Below are 14,904 nucleotides of genomic sequence, written 5' to 3'. Positions count from 1 at the left end.
GCGGCGGATATGAAAGCCATGTTCGCCGCGTCCGCCGTCTCAACAGCGAGCGACGAGGAACCTTGCTCGCCGCCCTTCGGCGCGCCTTCGCAGATCGCATCGTCATCGAGGGCGCCGACGCCGGGCTGCATGTCGTCGTCTGGTTCAAGGATCTCGCTCGGCCGCTGGAAGACGTTTTGATTGAGGAGGCGCGGCGGGCCGGCGTGGGCGTCCATCCGATATCGCCGCTCTATGCGCGTGAAATGGATGATCGTTGCGACCGGATCGGATTGGTGATGGGTTATTCGGCCTTGGCCATGAGGCAGATCGAGAACGGCGTCCGCCTCCTGGCCGGGGTTGTCCGACGTTTGAGCAAGGGCTTGCCCCGTCAGTTGAGCAACAAGCTCGGCAGGGACAGCGATATTGCCTGACCGGCGCCGCCGAGTCCAACACGGTATCGTCCACTGGATTAGCAAAACTCGGCAAAACTGGCTCTGTCTGTCGGGCCAGTGTCCGGGCAGAGGAGGATGCTGGATCGGACTGCGATGCTGTCCCGAAGGGTGGAAGCAGACATGGCAAACGGACATCTCGATCAGATCCTCGGATCCACCCGGAAGCGGGGTGCCGCGATAGCCGTCCTGGAGGGCGAAGCATGACGTGGAATGGAACTCTGCTTCATATCCACGTCGCGCCGGCAGCCTCCTACGAGATGGAGGAGCTGAACGAGGCACAGCTTGTTCCTGGTCGCGGCATCGTTGGAGATCGATATTTTCTGGGAACGGGGACTTACTCTCCGAAGCCTGATGTTCGCGAAGTGACGCTGATCGAGGTCGAAGTCCTGGAAGCGATGGCTCGCGGTGAGCCGAAGATACCGGGCTTCAAAGCCAGGCTCGAGCCCGAAGACCATCGGCGCAACTTGACCACCTTGGGCGTACCGCTCGGTCACCTCGTGGGCAAGCGTTTCCGCGTTGGCGAGACCGTGCTGCGAGCGGCGCGGATGAACTTTCCCTGCAAGTACATCGAAGAGCTTCTTGGGATTCCTGGCCTCTACGAGGGTCTGTTAAACCGTTCCGGTCTGAATTGTGCAATCGAGATCGGCGGCGTGATCCGCCCGGGCGATCCGATCCTTCCCATGGATGAGTGAACCTGCATGGCTGCGCCCCGCATCATCATGAAGTTGACCGTAACCGCCATCCGCAAGGAGCCGGGCGACGTTCTCGTTATCGATTTGAAGCACCCGCGCAAACCGTTTCTGCCGCCGTTCGAACCTGGTTCCCATGTGGATGTCCATTTGGCCGACGGGAAGGTGCGCCAGTATTCGCTCTGCGGCGACCCGAGCGATCTGAGCCGCTACACGATTGCGGTGAAGTTCGAGCAGACAGGCCGCGGTGGATCAGGTTGGATCCACAAGACGGTTTGCCCTGGATTCACACTGCCGGTCTCCGCTCCGCGCAATCATTTCCCCCTTGGCGAAAGCCGCGGCCCGGTCCTGCTCCTGGCGGGAGGTATCGGGATCACGCCGATTCTGGCAATGGCGCGGGCGCTGGAGCGGCTAGGCAGACCCTACGCACTCCACTACTTCACCCGCAGCAGCGAACTCACGCCGCTCTTGTCGGATATTCAAAGCGCCCTTGACCCAGCCAATGTGCGGCTGCATTTCGATGATGAGCCCGAAACCCGGCAGGATCTTCAAACCTTGCTGTCGACGCCTTCGTTCGACCCACAGCTCTACTATTGCGGGCCACCTGGTTTCATGGCTGCCGTCGACCGGGCAAGCGCCCACTGGCCGGCGGGCACCGTGCATTTCGAGGCCTTTCAGCCGCTCGTGCACGACGATGCACCACCAGAACCGTTCACGATCATACTGCGCGACGGCGCATTGGTCCCCGTCGCGGCCGATACGACCGCGCTCGCGGCACTGCGGCAGGCGGGCGTACTGCTCATGGCTTCATGCGAGAACGGCGTTTGCGGGACCTGCGAATGCGGTATGCTGGAAGGTGAGCCGATCCACCGCGATGCTTTCCTGTCCAGGCAGGCTCGCGACAGCCGGTTTATCCCGTGCGTGTCTCGCGCGAGAGGTGTGCTCAAGCTCGATCTTTGAAGGCAGCGAAGTTTCGATGGCTTCGAAGCAAAGGCCATACAAGCGGCCCATCTATCCAAAACGGCGTCCGCAAAGGCGACAGCGAAGATGCTGGTGGGATTCTCACCCGCAAGTTTTCCGACGGCCCCGTGAAAATAAAAGTGCCAGGAGTATTGCTCATAACCACGTCGGCGGATGCACCAAACGCTGGAAGCCAGAGGGTTGCTGCATTCTCGGTCGTTTCCAATTCAACCCAATGTCCAGCGTCGTCCCGGCCATCGCTCAATCGTTGTCAAGCATCTGCAAAAAGCTTCCCGTTCATGTACTTTAGACCGGTGTCGCTCGCGACCGTGACGACCGTCCTACCCGGCCCCAACTCTTTGGCCATACGAATGGCCGCAGTGACGTTGAGGCCCGTGGACGTTCCGACCAACAGTCCTTCCTCCCGTGCCAGTTGGTGGCACATAGCGCGTGCTTCTTCTTCCGGAATGCTGCGCACTTCGTCATATAGATCGCGATTGAGGTCGAGGTGATCAAGCGCCGGGTCATCACCAACCATCAGCGCGGACCGGAATGGAAACGGCACGCCGAGGCCACGCGGTCCGTCGAGCGCGAGCAGGTCTTGCTTAGCGCCGTAGACGGGACCAGCGACGCGGAGAAGATGCTCGGCGTGTTCATGCAGCCGCCGGTGTACCAGACCGCCTATGGCCGCGGCTATGGTACGCTCTACACTGCAATCTATCGGCCTGCAGACGCCTCCGCCGAGCTGATCTGGCCCTCGGCGCTTGCCGCAATCCTGCGCGGCATTCCAGGAAGGCACGCGGACCGAGCAAGGACTGCCGATCGAGATCGTCGACCGCAACGCCTGATCGAGCTTGAACCGGGCCTCGCCGGAGCGAAGGAATTGCGGGCGTCTATTCGCCGATGGACCAGACCGGCGACTCCAGGATGTTCGTCGAACGGCTCGCTGCTTATGCGAGCGAGAAACTCGGCGAGAAATTCCTGTTCGGCACGACGGTTGAAGGGCTGGACGTCGACGGCGACCGTGTGAGCGCTGTCAAGACGTCCGCCGGGCCGGTCACCAGCGATGCGGTGGTGATTTCGATGGGGCCCAAAAGTGGGCTGCTCGGCCGCAAATACGGCATCGACCTGCCGGTATATCCGGTCAAGGGGCAATACTGTGTGAGAACGCGCCGAACAGTGACCCCACACCTTGCAGGTTATCTAGTATTGATTTCACTACGAAAATTGACGTTGGCGGAGGGTCGCGTCAGGCGCGCCTGTCGGAACCCCTCGGGAATCCCGAAAAGAGCATCTGGATCAGAGCGTATGGCTGCGTTCCGATGTCCGATAAAAGATTGGCCGCCCATTCTCCAATCATCTGCGAATGACGGAAGAGAGCGCGAACGCAGTCAGCGTATCGCGCACCCCAGGCAACTCCGCTATCTGCTGCCAAATCTGGCGAATACGGTCGGCATCAGGCGATTCCACTCGCACCAGGAGATCAAAGTCACCGCTCATCACATCGCATGCGACGACCTGGGGTATCTTGCGTAGCGCCTGGATGACGTCGCCACCCCGCATTCGATCATGCCGGTAAACGAACATCAGCGCTGTCGTGATGTGCTGGTTGCCGCCACCCTCGCCGGTGACGATCGTATATCCCTTGATGAACCCTTCGCGTTCCAGCCGCTCGATACGCACCCGCACCGCATTGCGCGACAGGTTCACCTTCGTTGACAGCTCTGCGTGCGAGATGCGCGCGTTGGCTTTCAATTCGCCGAGTATTTGTTCGTCCGTTCGATCAAGGAGATATTTCATGAACACGTCACGATATCAGGAGAAACTGACTTATAGGCAATAATGGCGACTTCCGGCAGGCAGGTCCTGTCTGGTTGGCTGGCGTAGCGTCTGGCGGTCGACGCCATCACGAAGTCCCGCAGCGCTTCGCTTTCCGCACAGGTGAGCTTGCGTATCTCCTGATAACCTTGGAGGAGGGCCCGCGCCCGTTCCTTGTCGAGCGCGCCGGTGCTCTGGCTCGCCCAGTCAACCAGCACATCAGCGACTTCAGCGATGAGAACGTCGTTGTGACGCAGCCTGAAGTTTATGACCCCGCTCACGCTTTCGCCCAGGAAGAAAACGTTTTGATGGTCCAACGCACCATGCACCGACCCGATGCGCAGCTCTGTTGCGGCCCGTTCAGGGCTCCGGTCCAAGACAGTGTGGATTTGCGCCATCACGCGGCCAAGACTTGCGCACTTGGCGGGGCTCGCATTGCTTGTGGCCGATCCTGACACGAAGCTCACGACTGCAACCAGGCGCCCTGCCGCCTGAAAGGTTGCATCGCCTTCGATCGTTCGCATAGGCTTAGGGCAGGGCACGCCGTTATCGTATAGCGTTTCCATTGTCGCGAAGGCCCTTTCCAGATCGAGCGGTTCAGCACCGTTCTCGAACAGGGTTACAATGAACTCGCCTTCCTTGCTCCGAAAAAGGTAGGTGGTTTCCCGGTCTCCATCGGCTATCCCGATGACCGACGACAGCGATGTCATTCCATAGGCTGCGGTAATCGAGATGCGATCTTCATCGGACAGCTCAGTAAAAACAGCCATTTTGTTTCCTTGGTTATGCCGAGATGTTGGCAAACGCCGCGCTGTCCGCGAACAACTGGTCAAGTTGGTTTGGCGCCAAAATTCCCTCTTCTTGGATGAGCTGGCGCAGCTCCCGCTTCTCGGCCAAAGCCTTCTTCGACAGATCAGCCGCTTTGCCATATCCGATGAGTTTTGCCAAAGGCGTAGCAAGAACAAGAGATTGGTCAAGCAGGGTCTTGCACCGATCCACGTCGACTTCGATACCATCGATGCAACGCTGCTGGAAAATCTCCATCCCTCTTGTCAACATTCGCATGGATTGAAGAATGTTGAGGACGATCACGGGTTCCATCGCATTCAACTGCAGTTGGCCCGCACTCGCCGCAAGGGTCACCGTGAGATCGTTTCCGATCACCTGGAAGCCGATCTGGTTCATCATTTCGGGAATGACGGGATTGACCTTGCCCGGCATGATTGACGAGCCGGCCTGCACCGGCGGCAGGCGGATCTCTCCCAGCCCCCCGCGTGGGCCACTGCTCAACAGGCGCAGATCGTTGCATATCTTCGTGAGCTTGACTGCGATGCGCTTCAGGACGCTGGAGAAAGCGACAAAAGCGCCCGTGTCGGATGTCGCCTCGATGAGATTGCGGGCCGAGAGAAGCTCGAACCCGGAGATCCGGCTCAGATGCAGACAGGCCGCATTTGGGAAACCACGAGGGACGTTTATGGACGTACCGATCGCGGACCCGCCAAGGTTGACTTCCTTTAGCAGCCTGGATGCCAGCTGAACCTGGACGATGTCCTCATCGATGAGCTCTGCAAACGCTTCAAACTCTTGCCCGACCATCATCGGCACCGCGTCCTGAAGCTGGGTCCGGCCCACCTTCACAGCACTGCCGTACTGAACTGCCTTGGCTCGAAAGGCGTCGCGCAGGCAAACCTGCGATGACACAAGCCCCTCGCAGGCGCGCAGGATGGTCAGGCGAATTGCGGTCGGATAGACGTCGTTCGTCGACTGGGAGAGGTTGACGTCGTCGTTTGGATGCATTCTCGAGTAGTCGCCGATATCGGCCCCTAGCCTCATGAGGGCCAGGTTGGCGATGACCTCGTTGACATTCATGTTGGTGGACGTTCCAGCACCGCCTTGCATCATGTCCACGGGAAAGTTGTCGTCGATCCCTTTCAACGCGATGAGGTCGTCACAGGCTCCCGAAATCGCGAGCGCCTTGTCTTCAGGCAGAAGCCCCAGTTCACCATTTGCCAGGGCCGCGGCCTTCTTGACCATTGCCATGGACTGGATGAGTTCTGGAAAATCCTTGAGGCGAAGCCCAGACACGTCAAAATTCAGCTCGGCGCGACGCGTCTGGGCGCCGTAGAGCGCGTCCGCAGGAAGTGAGAGGGACCCGATCAGATCAGCTTCAATGCGTTCCAAAGCCATTTTCCTGATCCCTATCCCAAAATACCTGCATGGCGCATCGCCTCGTCGATCGACGCCTCAACCGGAGGGCTGACCTGTACCAGGGGAAGGCGCAGGTCCCCCCGTATCCGGCCAAGGCGTTGCAGGGCGTATTTTGGCCCGGCCGGATTGGTTTCAAGAAACAGCGCCCGGTGAAGTGGCATCAAGCGGTCCTGCAAGTCCAACGCAGCCGCGTAATCACCGTTCAGGCAAGCGCGCTGGAAATCGGCACACAAGCGGGGTGCAACGTTGGCGGTAACGGAGATGCAACCGTGACCGCCGTGGGCCATATAGCCCAATGCCGTCCCGTCCTCTCCTGACAGGAGGTTGAAGTCCTTGCCGCAGGCCATGCGTTCGAGAGACGGGCGCAGAATGTTGCCGGTTGCATCCTTGACGCCGGTTACATTCGGGCAGTCCTTGAAAATCCGGGCAAGCATCTCAACCTGGATATCGATGACGCTGCGGCCTGGAATGTTGTAGACGATGATCGGAACGGTTGCCGCCGCATCAATCGCCTTGAAGTGTTGGTAGACGCCCTCCTGTGTCGGCTTGTTGTAGTATGGCGAAACGATCAACACTCCGTCGGCGCCGGCATCCTGGGCATGGCGCACAAAGTCTATCGCCTCCGCCGTGCTGTTTGATCCTGCGCCCGCGATCACGGGAACACGGCCCTTGGCGGTTTCAATCGTGATCTCGACAACCTGCTTGTGCTCGGCATGGCTGAGGGTAGGGCTTTCGCCCGTGGTTCCGCATGGAACCAGTCCGGATGATCCTTCCTCGATCTGCCACTCGATGAGGTCACGGAGCGCGACCTCATCGACATGACCATCAGCGAATGGCGTGACCAGCGCGGTGATGGAACCCTTGAACATTCACATACTCCTAAGTGCGCTGATGGGATGGCTGGCCATGGCCGCGGTCACCGCTTCAGGCGGTTGATGCACACGACTTTCGGCTGCGTCATGTCCTCATAGGCAAACCGCACGCCTTCACGTCCCATGCTGCCATATTTGAAACCGCCAAACGGCATCGCGTCGAACCGGTAGTCGGAGGAGTCGTTGATCATGATGCCGCCCGCATCGATCCGGCTTGCCGCCTCAAGTGCCGCTTCCAGGTCATTTGTGAAAATGCCAGCGTGAAGGCTGTATTCGGGGCTATTTGCCAGGTCGATCGCATCAGTCAGCTCATCGAAGGGCTGCAGGATGACGATCGGGGCGAATACTTCCTCGTTCCAAACCTCACAAATTGCAGGAACGTTCTCCAGGACCGTCGGCGGGTAGAGGTTGCCGGCTGGCTTGTGACCACAAAGCAACGCCGCGCCGGCATCAAGCGCACGGTCGACCACGGCAGCCGCTTTGCCGGCCGCCTTTGCGGAAATCATCGGGCCGACATCGGTGTCTGCATCGAGAGGGTTGCCGGTCTTGAGCTTCTTGGTGTCTTCGACGAACTTCGCCTTGAACCGCTCATAGATGGAGCGCTGGATCAGAATTCTCTGCGTTCCGATGCAGTTTTGCCCGGCCGCCCAGAAGGCTCCCGATACGCAGCTCTCGACGGCGGCATCGAAGTTGCAATTCTCCATGACAATGACAGGAGCATTGCCGCCAAGATCCATGGCCAGCTTCTTGATGCCGGCACTCCTTGCGATCGCATCGCCCGTGGCAAAGCCGCCGGTGAAGGAGATCATCCGGACATTTCTTGCCGAAACAAGAGCTTTGCCAAGCTGCGGTCCGCCGATTGCAACGGTGACGACCTCGTCGGGCAAACCGCTTTCGACAAGCACCTCCACCAGCTTGATCGCGGAAAGAGGAGTGAGTTCCGATGGCTTCAACAGAACGGCATTTCCACCTGCGATGGCCGGGCCGAGCTTGTGAGCTACAAGGTTCAGAGGGTCATTATAGGGCGTGATGGCCGTGATGATGCCCAAAGGCTCTCTTGTGTACCAGCCCTGGCGGGACTCCGATCCTGTATAGGAATCAAACGGGATCACCTCGCCAGCGTTGCGCCTGGCCTCATCGGCGGAAAGCCTCAGCGTGTTGACGCAACGCATTACCTCTTTCTGTGCCTGGGTGATGGTCTTGCCAGCCTCCCTGACGATGAGCAGCGCGAACTCCTCCAGACGGGCTTCGATCAATCCAGCTGCTTTCTCCAGGATTGCCGAGCGCCCGTGGCGGGGCAGGGATCTTGCATCTTGCGCTCCGCGTGTTGCCCGCTCCAGGAGCGAATTCAAGGCCGCGGCGCTTGTCTCGATCACCGTTCCAACAACTGTCCCGTCGAACGGGTTGGTCACGACAATCTGGTCAACCACGGTCGTGTCGCTGAGAGCAAGGTTGCGCATCATGCGGCCTCCCTCGTAGCGACCGACACGTGAGTGTTGTGGATTGCGACGATGTCGGACAAAAGGGCGTAAGCGGTTTCAATGCGACCAGCGCCCGGACCGGTGATCGTGACTGAACCGAGAAGTTCGGTGTTCAGCGACACTGCATTCGTGGCGCCGTTGACGCCAGCCAGCGGATGGTCCAGCGGGAGCTGTCTAGGCGATACACTGCCGGTCACGCGGCCGTCGGCACCGCGCACCGCTGAGCCGATCAGCTTCCAGCGGCTGTTTGCCTTGGCAGCCTTTTCGATGTCGGCGGCCGAGAGACCGGAAATGCCCTTGCAGATTACATCCCCGGGCTTGAGGTCCGCACCCAACAACTCGTTTGCGAGGATAACCACCTTGAGACGGACGTCGAAACCTTCGACATCGGCGGTTGGGTCGGCTTCGGCATAGCCCAGCTGCTGTGCCTCTTTCACCGCCGCGGCAAAATCCAGGCCGCCTTCCATGCGACCCAGAACGAAGTTCGAAGTGCCGTTGAGAATGCCCTCAAAGCCCTTCAGCTCCGCGCCGGCGAGTGTCTTTTCGGCCATGCGGATGACAGGCGTGCCGCTCATGACGGAGCCTTCGTACTCGAAGTGGACACCATTCGCTTTCGCCAGTGCTTTCAGTTCCCGGGCAGCAATGGCCACAGGACCCTTGTTGGTGGTCACCACATGTTTTCCGGTCTGAAGTGCCCAGCGGCAATGGGAAACGGCGGGCTCGCCGTCGATCGGATTGGTAAAGGTCGCCTCGACGACGATGTCGGCCGGAGCAGTCTTGATGATGGTCTCGTTGTCGGCTTCCGCACTTCCACCCGAAAGCTGACCAAAGCCGCCTTTCGCGAAGTTCGTTTCCACGAGCATCTTGGCATCAAGGCCATTAGGAGAAATGACCGAACCCAAGAAAAGATCACTCACCGCGACAATGTTCAGACGAAAGCCAAGGTCACGTTCCCAGAGCTGGTTTTTCGTCGCAATGAGTTCAGTCAAAGCGCGGTTGACGCCGCCAAAGCCGATAAGCGCGATAGTGTAGACTGTCATGAAGGATCCCTCCGGTGAGATTTGTGTTGGCTATTGTCGGGTGCGGACCGCTCAGAGGGAACGATGCATATGGACCAAACAACTGGGCAATTGTGCTCGTTGCGTTGTCGTATTGGCTTTCGTCTTCCAGACGGTGGGCCAGCTCGTTCGAACGGCCTGCCTTGCTGCGCTACCTGTGGCGTCAAACCGGTGTCGCGTGGCGACCTTGAGACCTTCCTGTTCGGGCACTGCTTAGGTGCTCGACAGCTTCATCATCAGAATTCCCGACACGATCAACGAGCCCGCCACCAGACGCATCGAGGACGCCGGTTCTCCAAGGATGGCCACTCCCAAAAGAAATGAGCCTACCGCCCCGATCCCCGTCCAGACCGTGTAGGCGGTCCCAAGGGGCAAAACCCTCATGGAAAAGGACAGCAGCACGCCGCTGGCAATCATCGCAACGACGGTGATTGTCGAGGGGACGAGCAATGTGAACCCTTCAGACCTCTTCATAAAATAGGCCCAGACGATCTCAAGCAGGCCGGCGACGAACAGAACAATCCAATGCATGGCATCCTTCCTGGCGAATCTGATCAGTCGCGCGGGGGCTTTGAAGAGGCGGTGTGGATTGCCCGCGAGGGGCAATCCACATGAAACTAGAAGAACCTTGATCCCCTCAGGCCCTGCCAAACGTCTCATCGAGGGCGTGGTTGATGTCGGCGATCAGGTCCTCGGTGTCCTCGAGGCCGATCGAAAGTCGCAAGTGTCCATACTTCTGGAAATTCGGCGGGTAACGATCCGAGCCGCCACGGCCGCTGCCGCCGACATGCACGATCAGGGTTTCGTCGTGACCAAGCGAGACTGCGGACGTGATTACCTTCAGATTGGCGACGAACCGGTTTTGCGTAGCGGGATCGCCTTCGACCGCGAAGGCCATGACCGCGCCGTAGCCCTTGCCCGCGAACTGGCTTTTCGCCAGCGCGTGCTGGTCGTGGCTCTCCAACCCGGGATAGGTGACGTAAGCAACGCGTTTGTCTGTCGCCAGATAGTCGGCGACGGCCTCGGCCGATGCGTACTGCTGCTTCAGGCGCAGCGGAAGCGTGACCGAGCCGCGCATGATCAGCCAGGCGTTGAATGGCGAAATCGTCCCGCCAAGGTCGACGAGCGCATCCGCCTTGACGTGATGGATGAGCTCCTTGGAGCCGATCACCACGCCGCCCATCGCGTCGCCATGGCCGTTGATGTACTTGGTCAGCGAATGGATGACGAAGTCTGCGCCCAAGGCCAGCGGCCGGAAAAAGGGGGGAGGGGTGAAGGTCGAGTCAACCGACAACAGCGCGCCTGCCTGCCTGGCGATCGACACCAGCGTGGCGATATCGGCAACCTTTGTAGTCGGGTTTGCGATCGTTTCAGTATGGATCAGCCTGGTGTTGGGCCGCACGGCGGCTCTGACGGCATCCATGTCGCCCATGTCGACGAAGGTGGCTTCGATCTTGTAGCGCTGCGGCAGCAGTTCGGAAAAAAGCCGCCAGACCGCCTCGTAGGTGACGTCACCGACGATCACATGGTCCCCGCTCTTCAGGAAAGTGAAGAACACGGCATGCAGGGCGGCAACGCCGGTTGCGAAGACGGCGGCGTCCTGGCCGCCCTCAAGCGCGGCAAGCTTGCGCTGAAGGCAGATCTGATTGTGCCCGGAATTGCGCGTGTAGGACGGTGTTTCGGTGTCGGACCAGTCCATTGTTGAAGGGTCTTCAGGAAGGAGATACGAATTGGCCATGACGATCGGCGTGCGGATCGCTCCGGACGTCTTGTCGATCTCGTTGCCGCCATGCACTGACAGCGTGTTGAAGGAGAGCGTGGACAGTTCGTGTTTGTCTGGTCTCGACATTGTTGGCCTCTGCTTTTGGGGTTGATTGTTCAGGTGCCGGGCTAGCGCCGAACCGGCACCGCGTTTTCGAGCTTCTGGAAGACCTGCGTGATGACGAAGGTCAGGCCCACGTAAAACACCGTGACCAGGAGGAGGGGCTCGTAGACCAGGAGCGTATCCTGGCGGATCTTGTAGGCAGCACCATAGAGATCCATGACCGTAACCGAAAAGACAATCGGCGTTGCCTTGAGCTGGAGGATCACCTCGCCGGCAAATGTCGGCAGTCCGATCCGGATCGCTCTCGGCAGCCAGATCCGCCGCAAGATCATTCTGGCCGACATGCCGACAGCGCGAGCCGCTTCAAGCTCGCCTTTGGGCACCGCAAGCATTGCCCCTCGCAAAATCTCCCCTTGATAAGCGGCGAAGTTCAAGGTGAGGGCCAGCGCGGCGAAGAACAATCCCTCGCGCATGACGGGCCACAGGAAACTGGTCCTCAGGCCGGGGATGTGAGGAAGGTACGAGCCAAGTCCGTAGTAGATGAGCCAAAGCTGGATCAGCAACGGCGTGCCGCGGAAGAACGTGCAGTATCCCTTTGAGATCCAGCGGGCGATCGAGCCATTGCCGACTTGAGCAATCGCCAGGAAAATGGCGAGCGCGAACCCCAGGGTAACCGAGATTGCCAGCAGCAGGCATGTCAGGAAGGCGCCGCGCACCAACAGCCCCTGATATTCGAAGATCCAGCTGAAATCCACGTCCGCCTCCCTATGATACCGGTCTTTGTCCGCGGCGAAAGTATGCTTCAAACGCAGAAAACAGCATGTTCGATACGATGGTGATCAAGAGATAGAGGACCGCGGCAGCCAGGAAAAAAACCATGTACTGCTTGGTATTGCTCGCAGCGACGCGGGCTGCGAGAGCCAGCTCCTGGTAGCCCACAACCGCGATCAGCGCGCTGTCCTTGATGACCGACATCCACAGGTTCGCGAAACCCGGCAGCGCGTTGGGTATGAGAGCAGGCAACACGATCCGGCGAAAGCGTAGTGTCGGCCGCATGCCGAAAGCCTTGGCGGCTTCGAGCTGTCCGACAGGAATTGCAAGGATGGCGCCGCGCAGCACCTCCGTCATGTAGGCCCCCTGGACGAAGCCAAGCACCGCGACTGCCGCCACCAGACCGTTGACCTCGATCGGGCCAAGTCCCGCCCAGGCGAGAATCCGATTAAGACCATCGGTTCCCGCATAGTACAGGGCCACGATCAAAATGAGCTCAGGAACTGCCCGCACGACAGTCGTATAGGCGTTCAAAGTGTACCGCAGCGGCCGAAAGCCGCTCAACTTGCCCAGAGCGCCGGCGAGACCCAGCGCCATGCCGACCAGATAGGCCCCAGACGAGATAAACAGGGTTGCGACCGCTCCGGTGAGCAGCACGCCACCCCAGCCGGGAGGCGCGATCGCCAGCATGTCCAGAACTGAATTTGAGGAACTCATGGCAAGCTTTCAAAAACAGGCCGGCAGATTTGCCCCCAAGCGTTCGGGACAAATCTGCCTTGCCGTTGGGCTCAATAGGGATCGTAGTCGAAGTACTTCTTGCTGAACTCGGCATATTTGCCGTTGGCTCTGACGGCCTGGACCGCGGCGTTCAGCTTTTCACGCAATGCGTCGTCGCCTTTGCGGATACCGCCGCCGACCCCGGCCCCAAGAATGGCATTGTCTGGCTCGACATTGCCTTTGAATTCACAGCAGCCCTGCCCGATGTCCGTCTTCAGGAACTCCTTCAGCGGCGCTGTGTCGGCGAATACATAGTCAATCCGTCCCGATGCCAGGTCCTGGAAAGACTCATCCACGGTCGCATAGCTTTTCTCGGTCGCGACCTGGGCGAAGTGCTTCTTGAAGTAGGCCGACTGCGTGGTGGAAACGGCTATGCCGATAGTCTTGCCTTTCAGCTGCTCGGCCGTGACACCCATGGTGCCATCCTTGGTGCCGATCATGCCGGCCAGTGCGGAGTAATATTTGTCGGTGAAATCGATACGCTTCTTGCGCTCGTCGGTGATCGACATCGAAGACCAGATGACATCGATCTTCTTGCTTTCCAGAGCCGGAATGAGGCCGTCCCAGGCGACGTCGACGATGGTGCACTTTTCCTTGAGCTCTGCGCACACGGCATCCATCAGATCGATTTCCCAGCCGATCGCTTTCCCCGACGCGTCCTTTGTCGTGTAAGGCGGATAGGCCTCATTGACGATGCCGAACCGGATTTCGGCATGAGCGTTGGTCGTCAGTATGACCGCTGCGAGCGCTAGAACTTTTCCCAGATGCTTCATTTGCGTTCCCCTTTTTGTGTTGGGACGTTGGAGTGGTTAGTGCGATCCGGCTGCAACAAACTCCTTGCAGCGAGCGCTCTTGGGTGCACCGAAGACCTGGGCAGGCGGACCGATCTCCTCCACCTGGCCTTGGTGCAAAAACATCACGCGCGTCGAGACGTCGCGTGCGAACTTCATTTCATGGGTGACCATCACCATGGTACGGCCCTCCTCGGCGAGGCCGCGGATCACCTTCAGCACCTCCCCGACAAGCTCCGGATCGAGCGCCGATGTCGGCTCGTCGAACAGCATGACCGCGGGATCGACGCAAAGCGCACGGGCTATCGATGCCCGCTGTTGCTGGCCGCCAGACAGGAAGGCAGGATAGGCATCGCGTTTGTCGTAGAGGCCGACCTTGGCCAGCAGGCTGTCAGCCTTTTCGATGGCAACGTTGCGCTTGACACCGAGCACATGCACGGGCGCTTCGATGACATTTTGAAGAATGGTCATGTGCGGCCAGAGGTTGAAGCTCTGGAAGACCATGCCGAGGCCGCTTCTGAGCCGCTCGATCTGCCGCCAGCTGGCAGGGTGACATCTGCCATCACGTCCAATCCGGAAAACCACGTCTTCCCCATTGATCTGGAACGTTCCCTGATCGGGAATCTCAAGGAAATTGATGCAGCGCAGGAGCGTGCTTTTTCCCGAACCCGAGGATCCGATGACCGAGACGACGTCGCCTTTTTCTGCGGTAAGGGAAATCCCTTTCAGGACCTCATGAGCCCCGTAACTTTTGTGGACGTTGTTGACGACCAAAGCGGGGGCGGATGTGTCCGTGCGCATTGAACCTCCCTTGAGTTTCGACGGCTGCCTGCTCCTTGCGCAGGCAAAGCTCCGCCATTGCCGTCTCGCGACGGCGAAATGACTTCGTGATCAGTGAAAGCTGTTCGCAAACAGCCGCTCGTGCGACGTCGAGACGTCGCATCGCATGTCACCTCGACTTACTTACTTGGGGTTGATCGCTGGCGCGTTAGCCGACCATTATGTTCTGTTTGTAGATCTCACACCCTGGCGACAGCTCTCTTAAGCCGCTCATCAGCATATTGGCGGCCTCTTCGAGCGCTTCCTGTGGCATTGCAGACAAGCTCTCCAAAATAAACCACATCCGGCCCCCCACGGTTTCCAAGCGGGTGCGCGTACCCTGCCGCCAATTCCATCGCCGACATGTGGCGCCCACGTCATCGCGCCAGATGACCTCTCCCTTG

15 protein-coding genes and 3 pseudogenes are annotated in these 14,904 nt (G+C 59.4%); 4 read left to right on the top strand and 14 right to left on the bottom strand.

Features of this window, described 5'->3' with window-relative positions; all coding sequences use genetic code 11:
• From BLS48_RS33115 to BLS48_RS33105, 3 genes and pseudogenes are all read left to right on the top strand, one after another.
• Window positions 1-410: pseudogene (locus tag BLS48_RS33115) on the top strand (MocR-like pyridoxine biosynthesis transcription factor PdxR); the annotation flags it as partial.
• Between the two features lie 221 nt (window positions 411-631).
• Window positions 632-1,123 (top strand): MOSC domain-containing protein, encoded by a 492-nt coding sequence (locus BLS48_RS33110; RefSeq protein ID WP_038654634.1) that lies wholly within the window; start codon window positions 632-634, stop codon window positions 1,121-1,123.
• A 6-nt stretch (window positions 1,124-1,129) separates the two neighbouring features.
• Window positions 1,130-2,080: a PDR/VanB family oxidoreductase gene (locus BLS48_RS33105; RefSeq protein ID WP_038654637.1), complete on the top strand. Its 951-nt coding sequence runs from the start codon at window positions 1,130-1,132 to the stop codon at window positions 2,078-2,080.
• A 271-nt stretch (window positions 2,081-2,351) separates the two neighbouring features.
• Here BLS48_RS33105 and BLS48_RS36710 read toward each other — a convergent pair whose 3' ends face one another.
• On the bottom strand, window positions 2,352-2,618 hold the full coding sequence (locus BLS48_RS36710) for a pyridoxal-phosphate dependent enzyme (RefSeq protein WP_038655178.1): 267 nt from the start codon (window positions 2,616-2,618) through the stop codon (window positions 2,352-2,354).
• A gap of 268 nt (window positions 2,619-2,886) precedes the next feature.
• Here BLS48_RS36710 and BLS48_RS36705 point away from each other — a divergent pair.
• A pseudogene (locus BLS48_RS36705) lies at window positions 2,887-3,232 on the top strand (FAD-dependent oxidoreductase); the annotation flags it as partial.
• A 204-nt stretch (window positions 3,233-3,436) separates the two neighbouring features.
• Here BLS48_RS36705 and BLS48_RS33090 read toward each other — a convergent pair.
• The 13 genes and pseudogenes from BLS48_RS33090 to BLS48_RS33030 form a co-directional block, all read right to left on the bottom strand.
• Complete coding sequence (locus BLS48_RS33090) at window positions 3,437-3,880, bottom strand: Lrp/AsnC family transcriptional regulator (RefSeq protein WP_038654575.1); 444 nt, start codon at window positions 3,878-3,880, stop codon at window positions 3,437-3,439.
• Window positions 3,877-4,668: a phosphotransferase gene (locus BLS48_RS33085; RefSeq protein ID WP_091586514.1), complete on the bottom strand. Its 792-nt coding sequence runs from the start codon at window positions 4,666-4,668 to the stop codon at window positions 3,877-3,879. Before BLS48_RS33085 ends, BLS48_RS33090 begins: the two co-directional genes overlap by 4 nt.
• 13 nt (window positions 4,669-4,681) lie before the next feature.
• Entirely contained in the window at window positions 4,682-6,085 is a 1,404-nt protein-coding gene (locus BLS48_RS33080; protein WP_091586512.1) for an aspartate ammonia-lyase, read from the bottom strand.
• A gap of 11 nt (window positions 6,086-6,096) precedes the next feature.
• Window positions 6,097-6,975, bottom strand: coding sequence for a 4-hydroxy-tetrahydrodipicolinate synthase (dapA, locus tag BLS48_RS33075; RefSeq protein ID WP_091586510.1), 879 nt, complete (start codon window positions 6,973-6,975; stop codon window positions 6,097-6,099).
• 47 nt (window positions 6,976-7,022) lie between these two features.
• On the bottom strand, window positions 7,023-8,441 hold the full coding sequence (locus BLS48_RS33070) for an aldehyde dehydrogenase family protein (protein ID WP_167365344.1): 1,419 nt from the start codon (window positions 8,439-8,441) through the stop codon (window positions 7,023-7,025).
• Window positions 8,438-9,499: a homoserine dehydrogenase gene (locus BLS48_RS33065; RefSeq protein ID WP_091586506.1), complete on the bottom strand. Its 1,062-nt coding sequence runs from the start codon at window positions 9,497-9,499 to the stop codon at window positions 8,438-8,440. The genes BLS48_RS33070 and BLS48_RS33065 overlap by 4 nt, the downstream gene beginning before the upstream one ends.
• Before the next feature lie 231 nt (window positions 9,500-9,730).
• Window positions 9,731-10,048, bottom strand: a complete 318-nt coding sequence (locus tag BLS48_RS33060; protein ID WP_091586516.1) for a DMT family transporter — start codon at window positions 10,046-10,048, stop codon at window positions 9,731-9,733.
• 106 nt (window positions 10,049-10,154) lie between these two features.
• Complete coding sequence (locus BLS48_RS33055; RefSeq protein WP_038654652.1) at window positions 10,155-11,366, bottom strand: trans-sulfuration enzyme family protein; 1,212 nt, start codon at window positions 11,364-11,366, stop codon at window positions 10,155-10,157.
• A gap of 41 nt (window positions 11,367-11,407) precedes the next feature.
• Window positions 11,408-12,097, bottom strand: a complete 690-nt coding sequence (locus BLS48_RS33050; protein ID WP_091586504.1) for an ABC transporter permease — start codon at window positions 12,095-12,097, stop codon at window positions 11,408-11,410.
• Window positions 12,098-12,107: 10 nt separating this feature from the next.
• Window positions 12,108-12,830, bottom strand: a complete 723-nt coding sequence (locus tag BLS48_RS33045; RefSeq protein WP_091586502.1) for an ABC transporter permease — start codon at window positions 12,828-12,830, stop codon at window positions 12,108-12,110.
• 71 nt (window positions 12,831-12,901) lie between these two features.
• Window positions 12,902-13,663, bottom strand: coding sequence for a transporter substrate-binding domain-containing protein (locus BLS48_RS33040; protein ID WP_091586500.1), 762 nt, complete (start codon window positions 13,661-13,663; stop codon window positions 12,902-12,904).
• 36 nt (window positions 13,664-13,699) lie between these two features.
• Window positions 13,700-14,482: an ABC transporter ATP-binding protein gene (locus BLS48_RS33035; protein WP_038654657.1), complete on the bottom strand. Its 783-nt coding sequence runs from the start codon at window positions 14,480-14,482 to the stop codon at window positions 13,700-13,702.
• A 187-nt stretch (window positions 14,483-14,669) separates the two neighbouring features.
• A pseudogene (locus BLS48_RS33030) lies at window positions 14,670-14,904 on the bottom strand (hypothetical protein); the annotation flags it as partial.

This window comes from Mesorhizobium qingshengii, assembly GCF_900103325.1.
GTDB classification, from domain to species: Bacteria; Pseudomonadota; Alphaproteobacteria; order Rhizobiales; family Rhizobiaceae; genus Mesorhizobium; species Mesorhizobium qingshengii.
The sequence above is the reverse complement of the archived record's forward strand: the minus strand, read 5'-3'. Positions and strand labels throughout refer to the sequence as shown.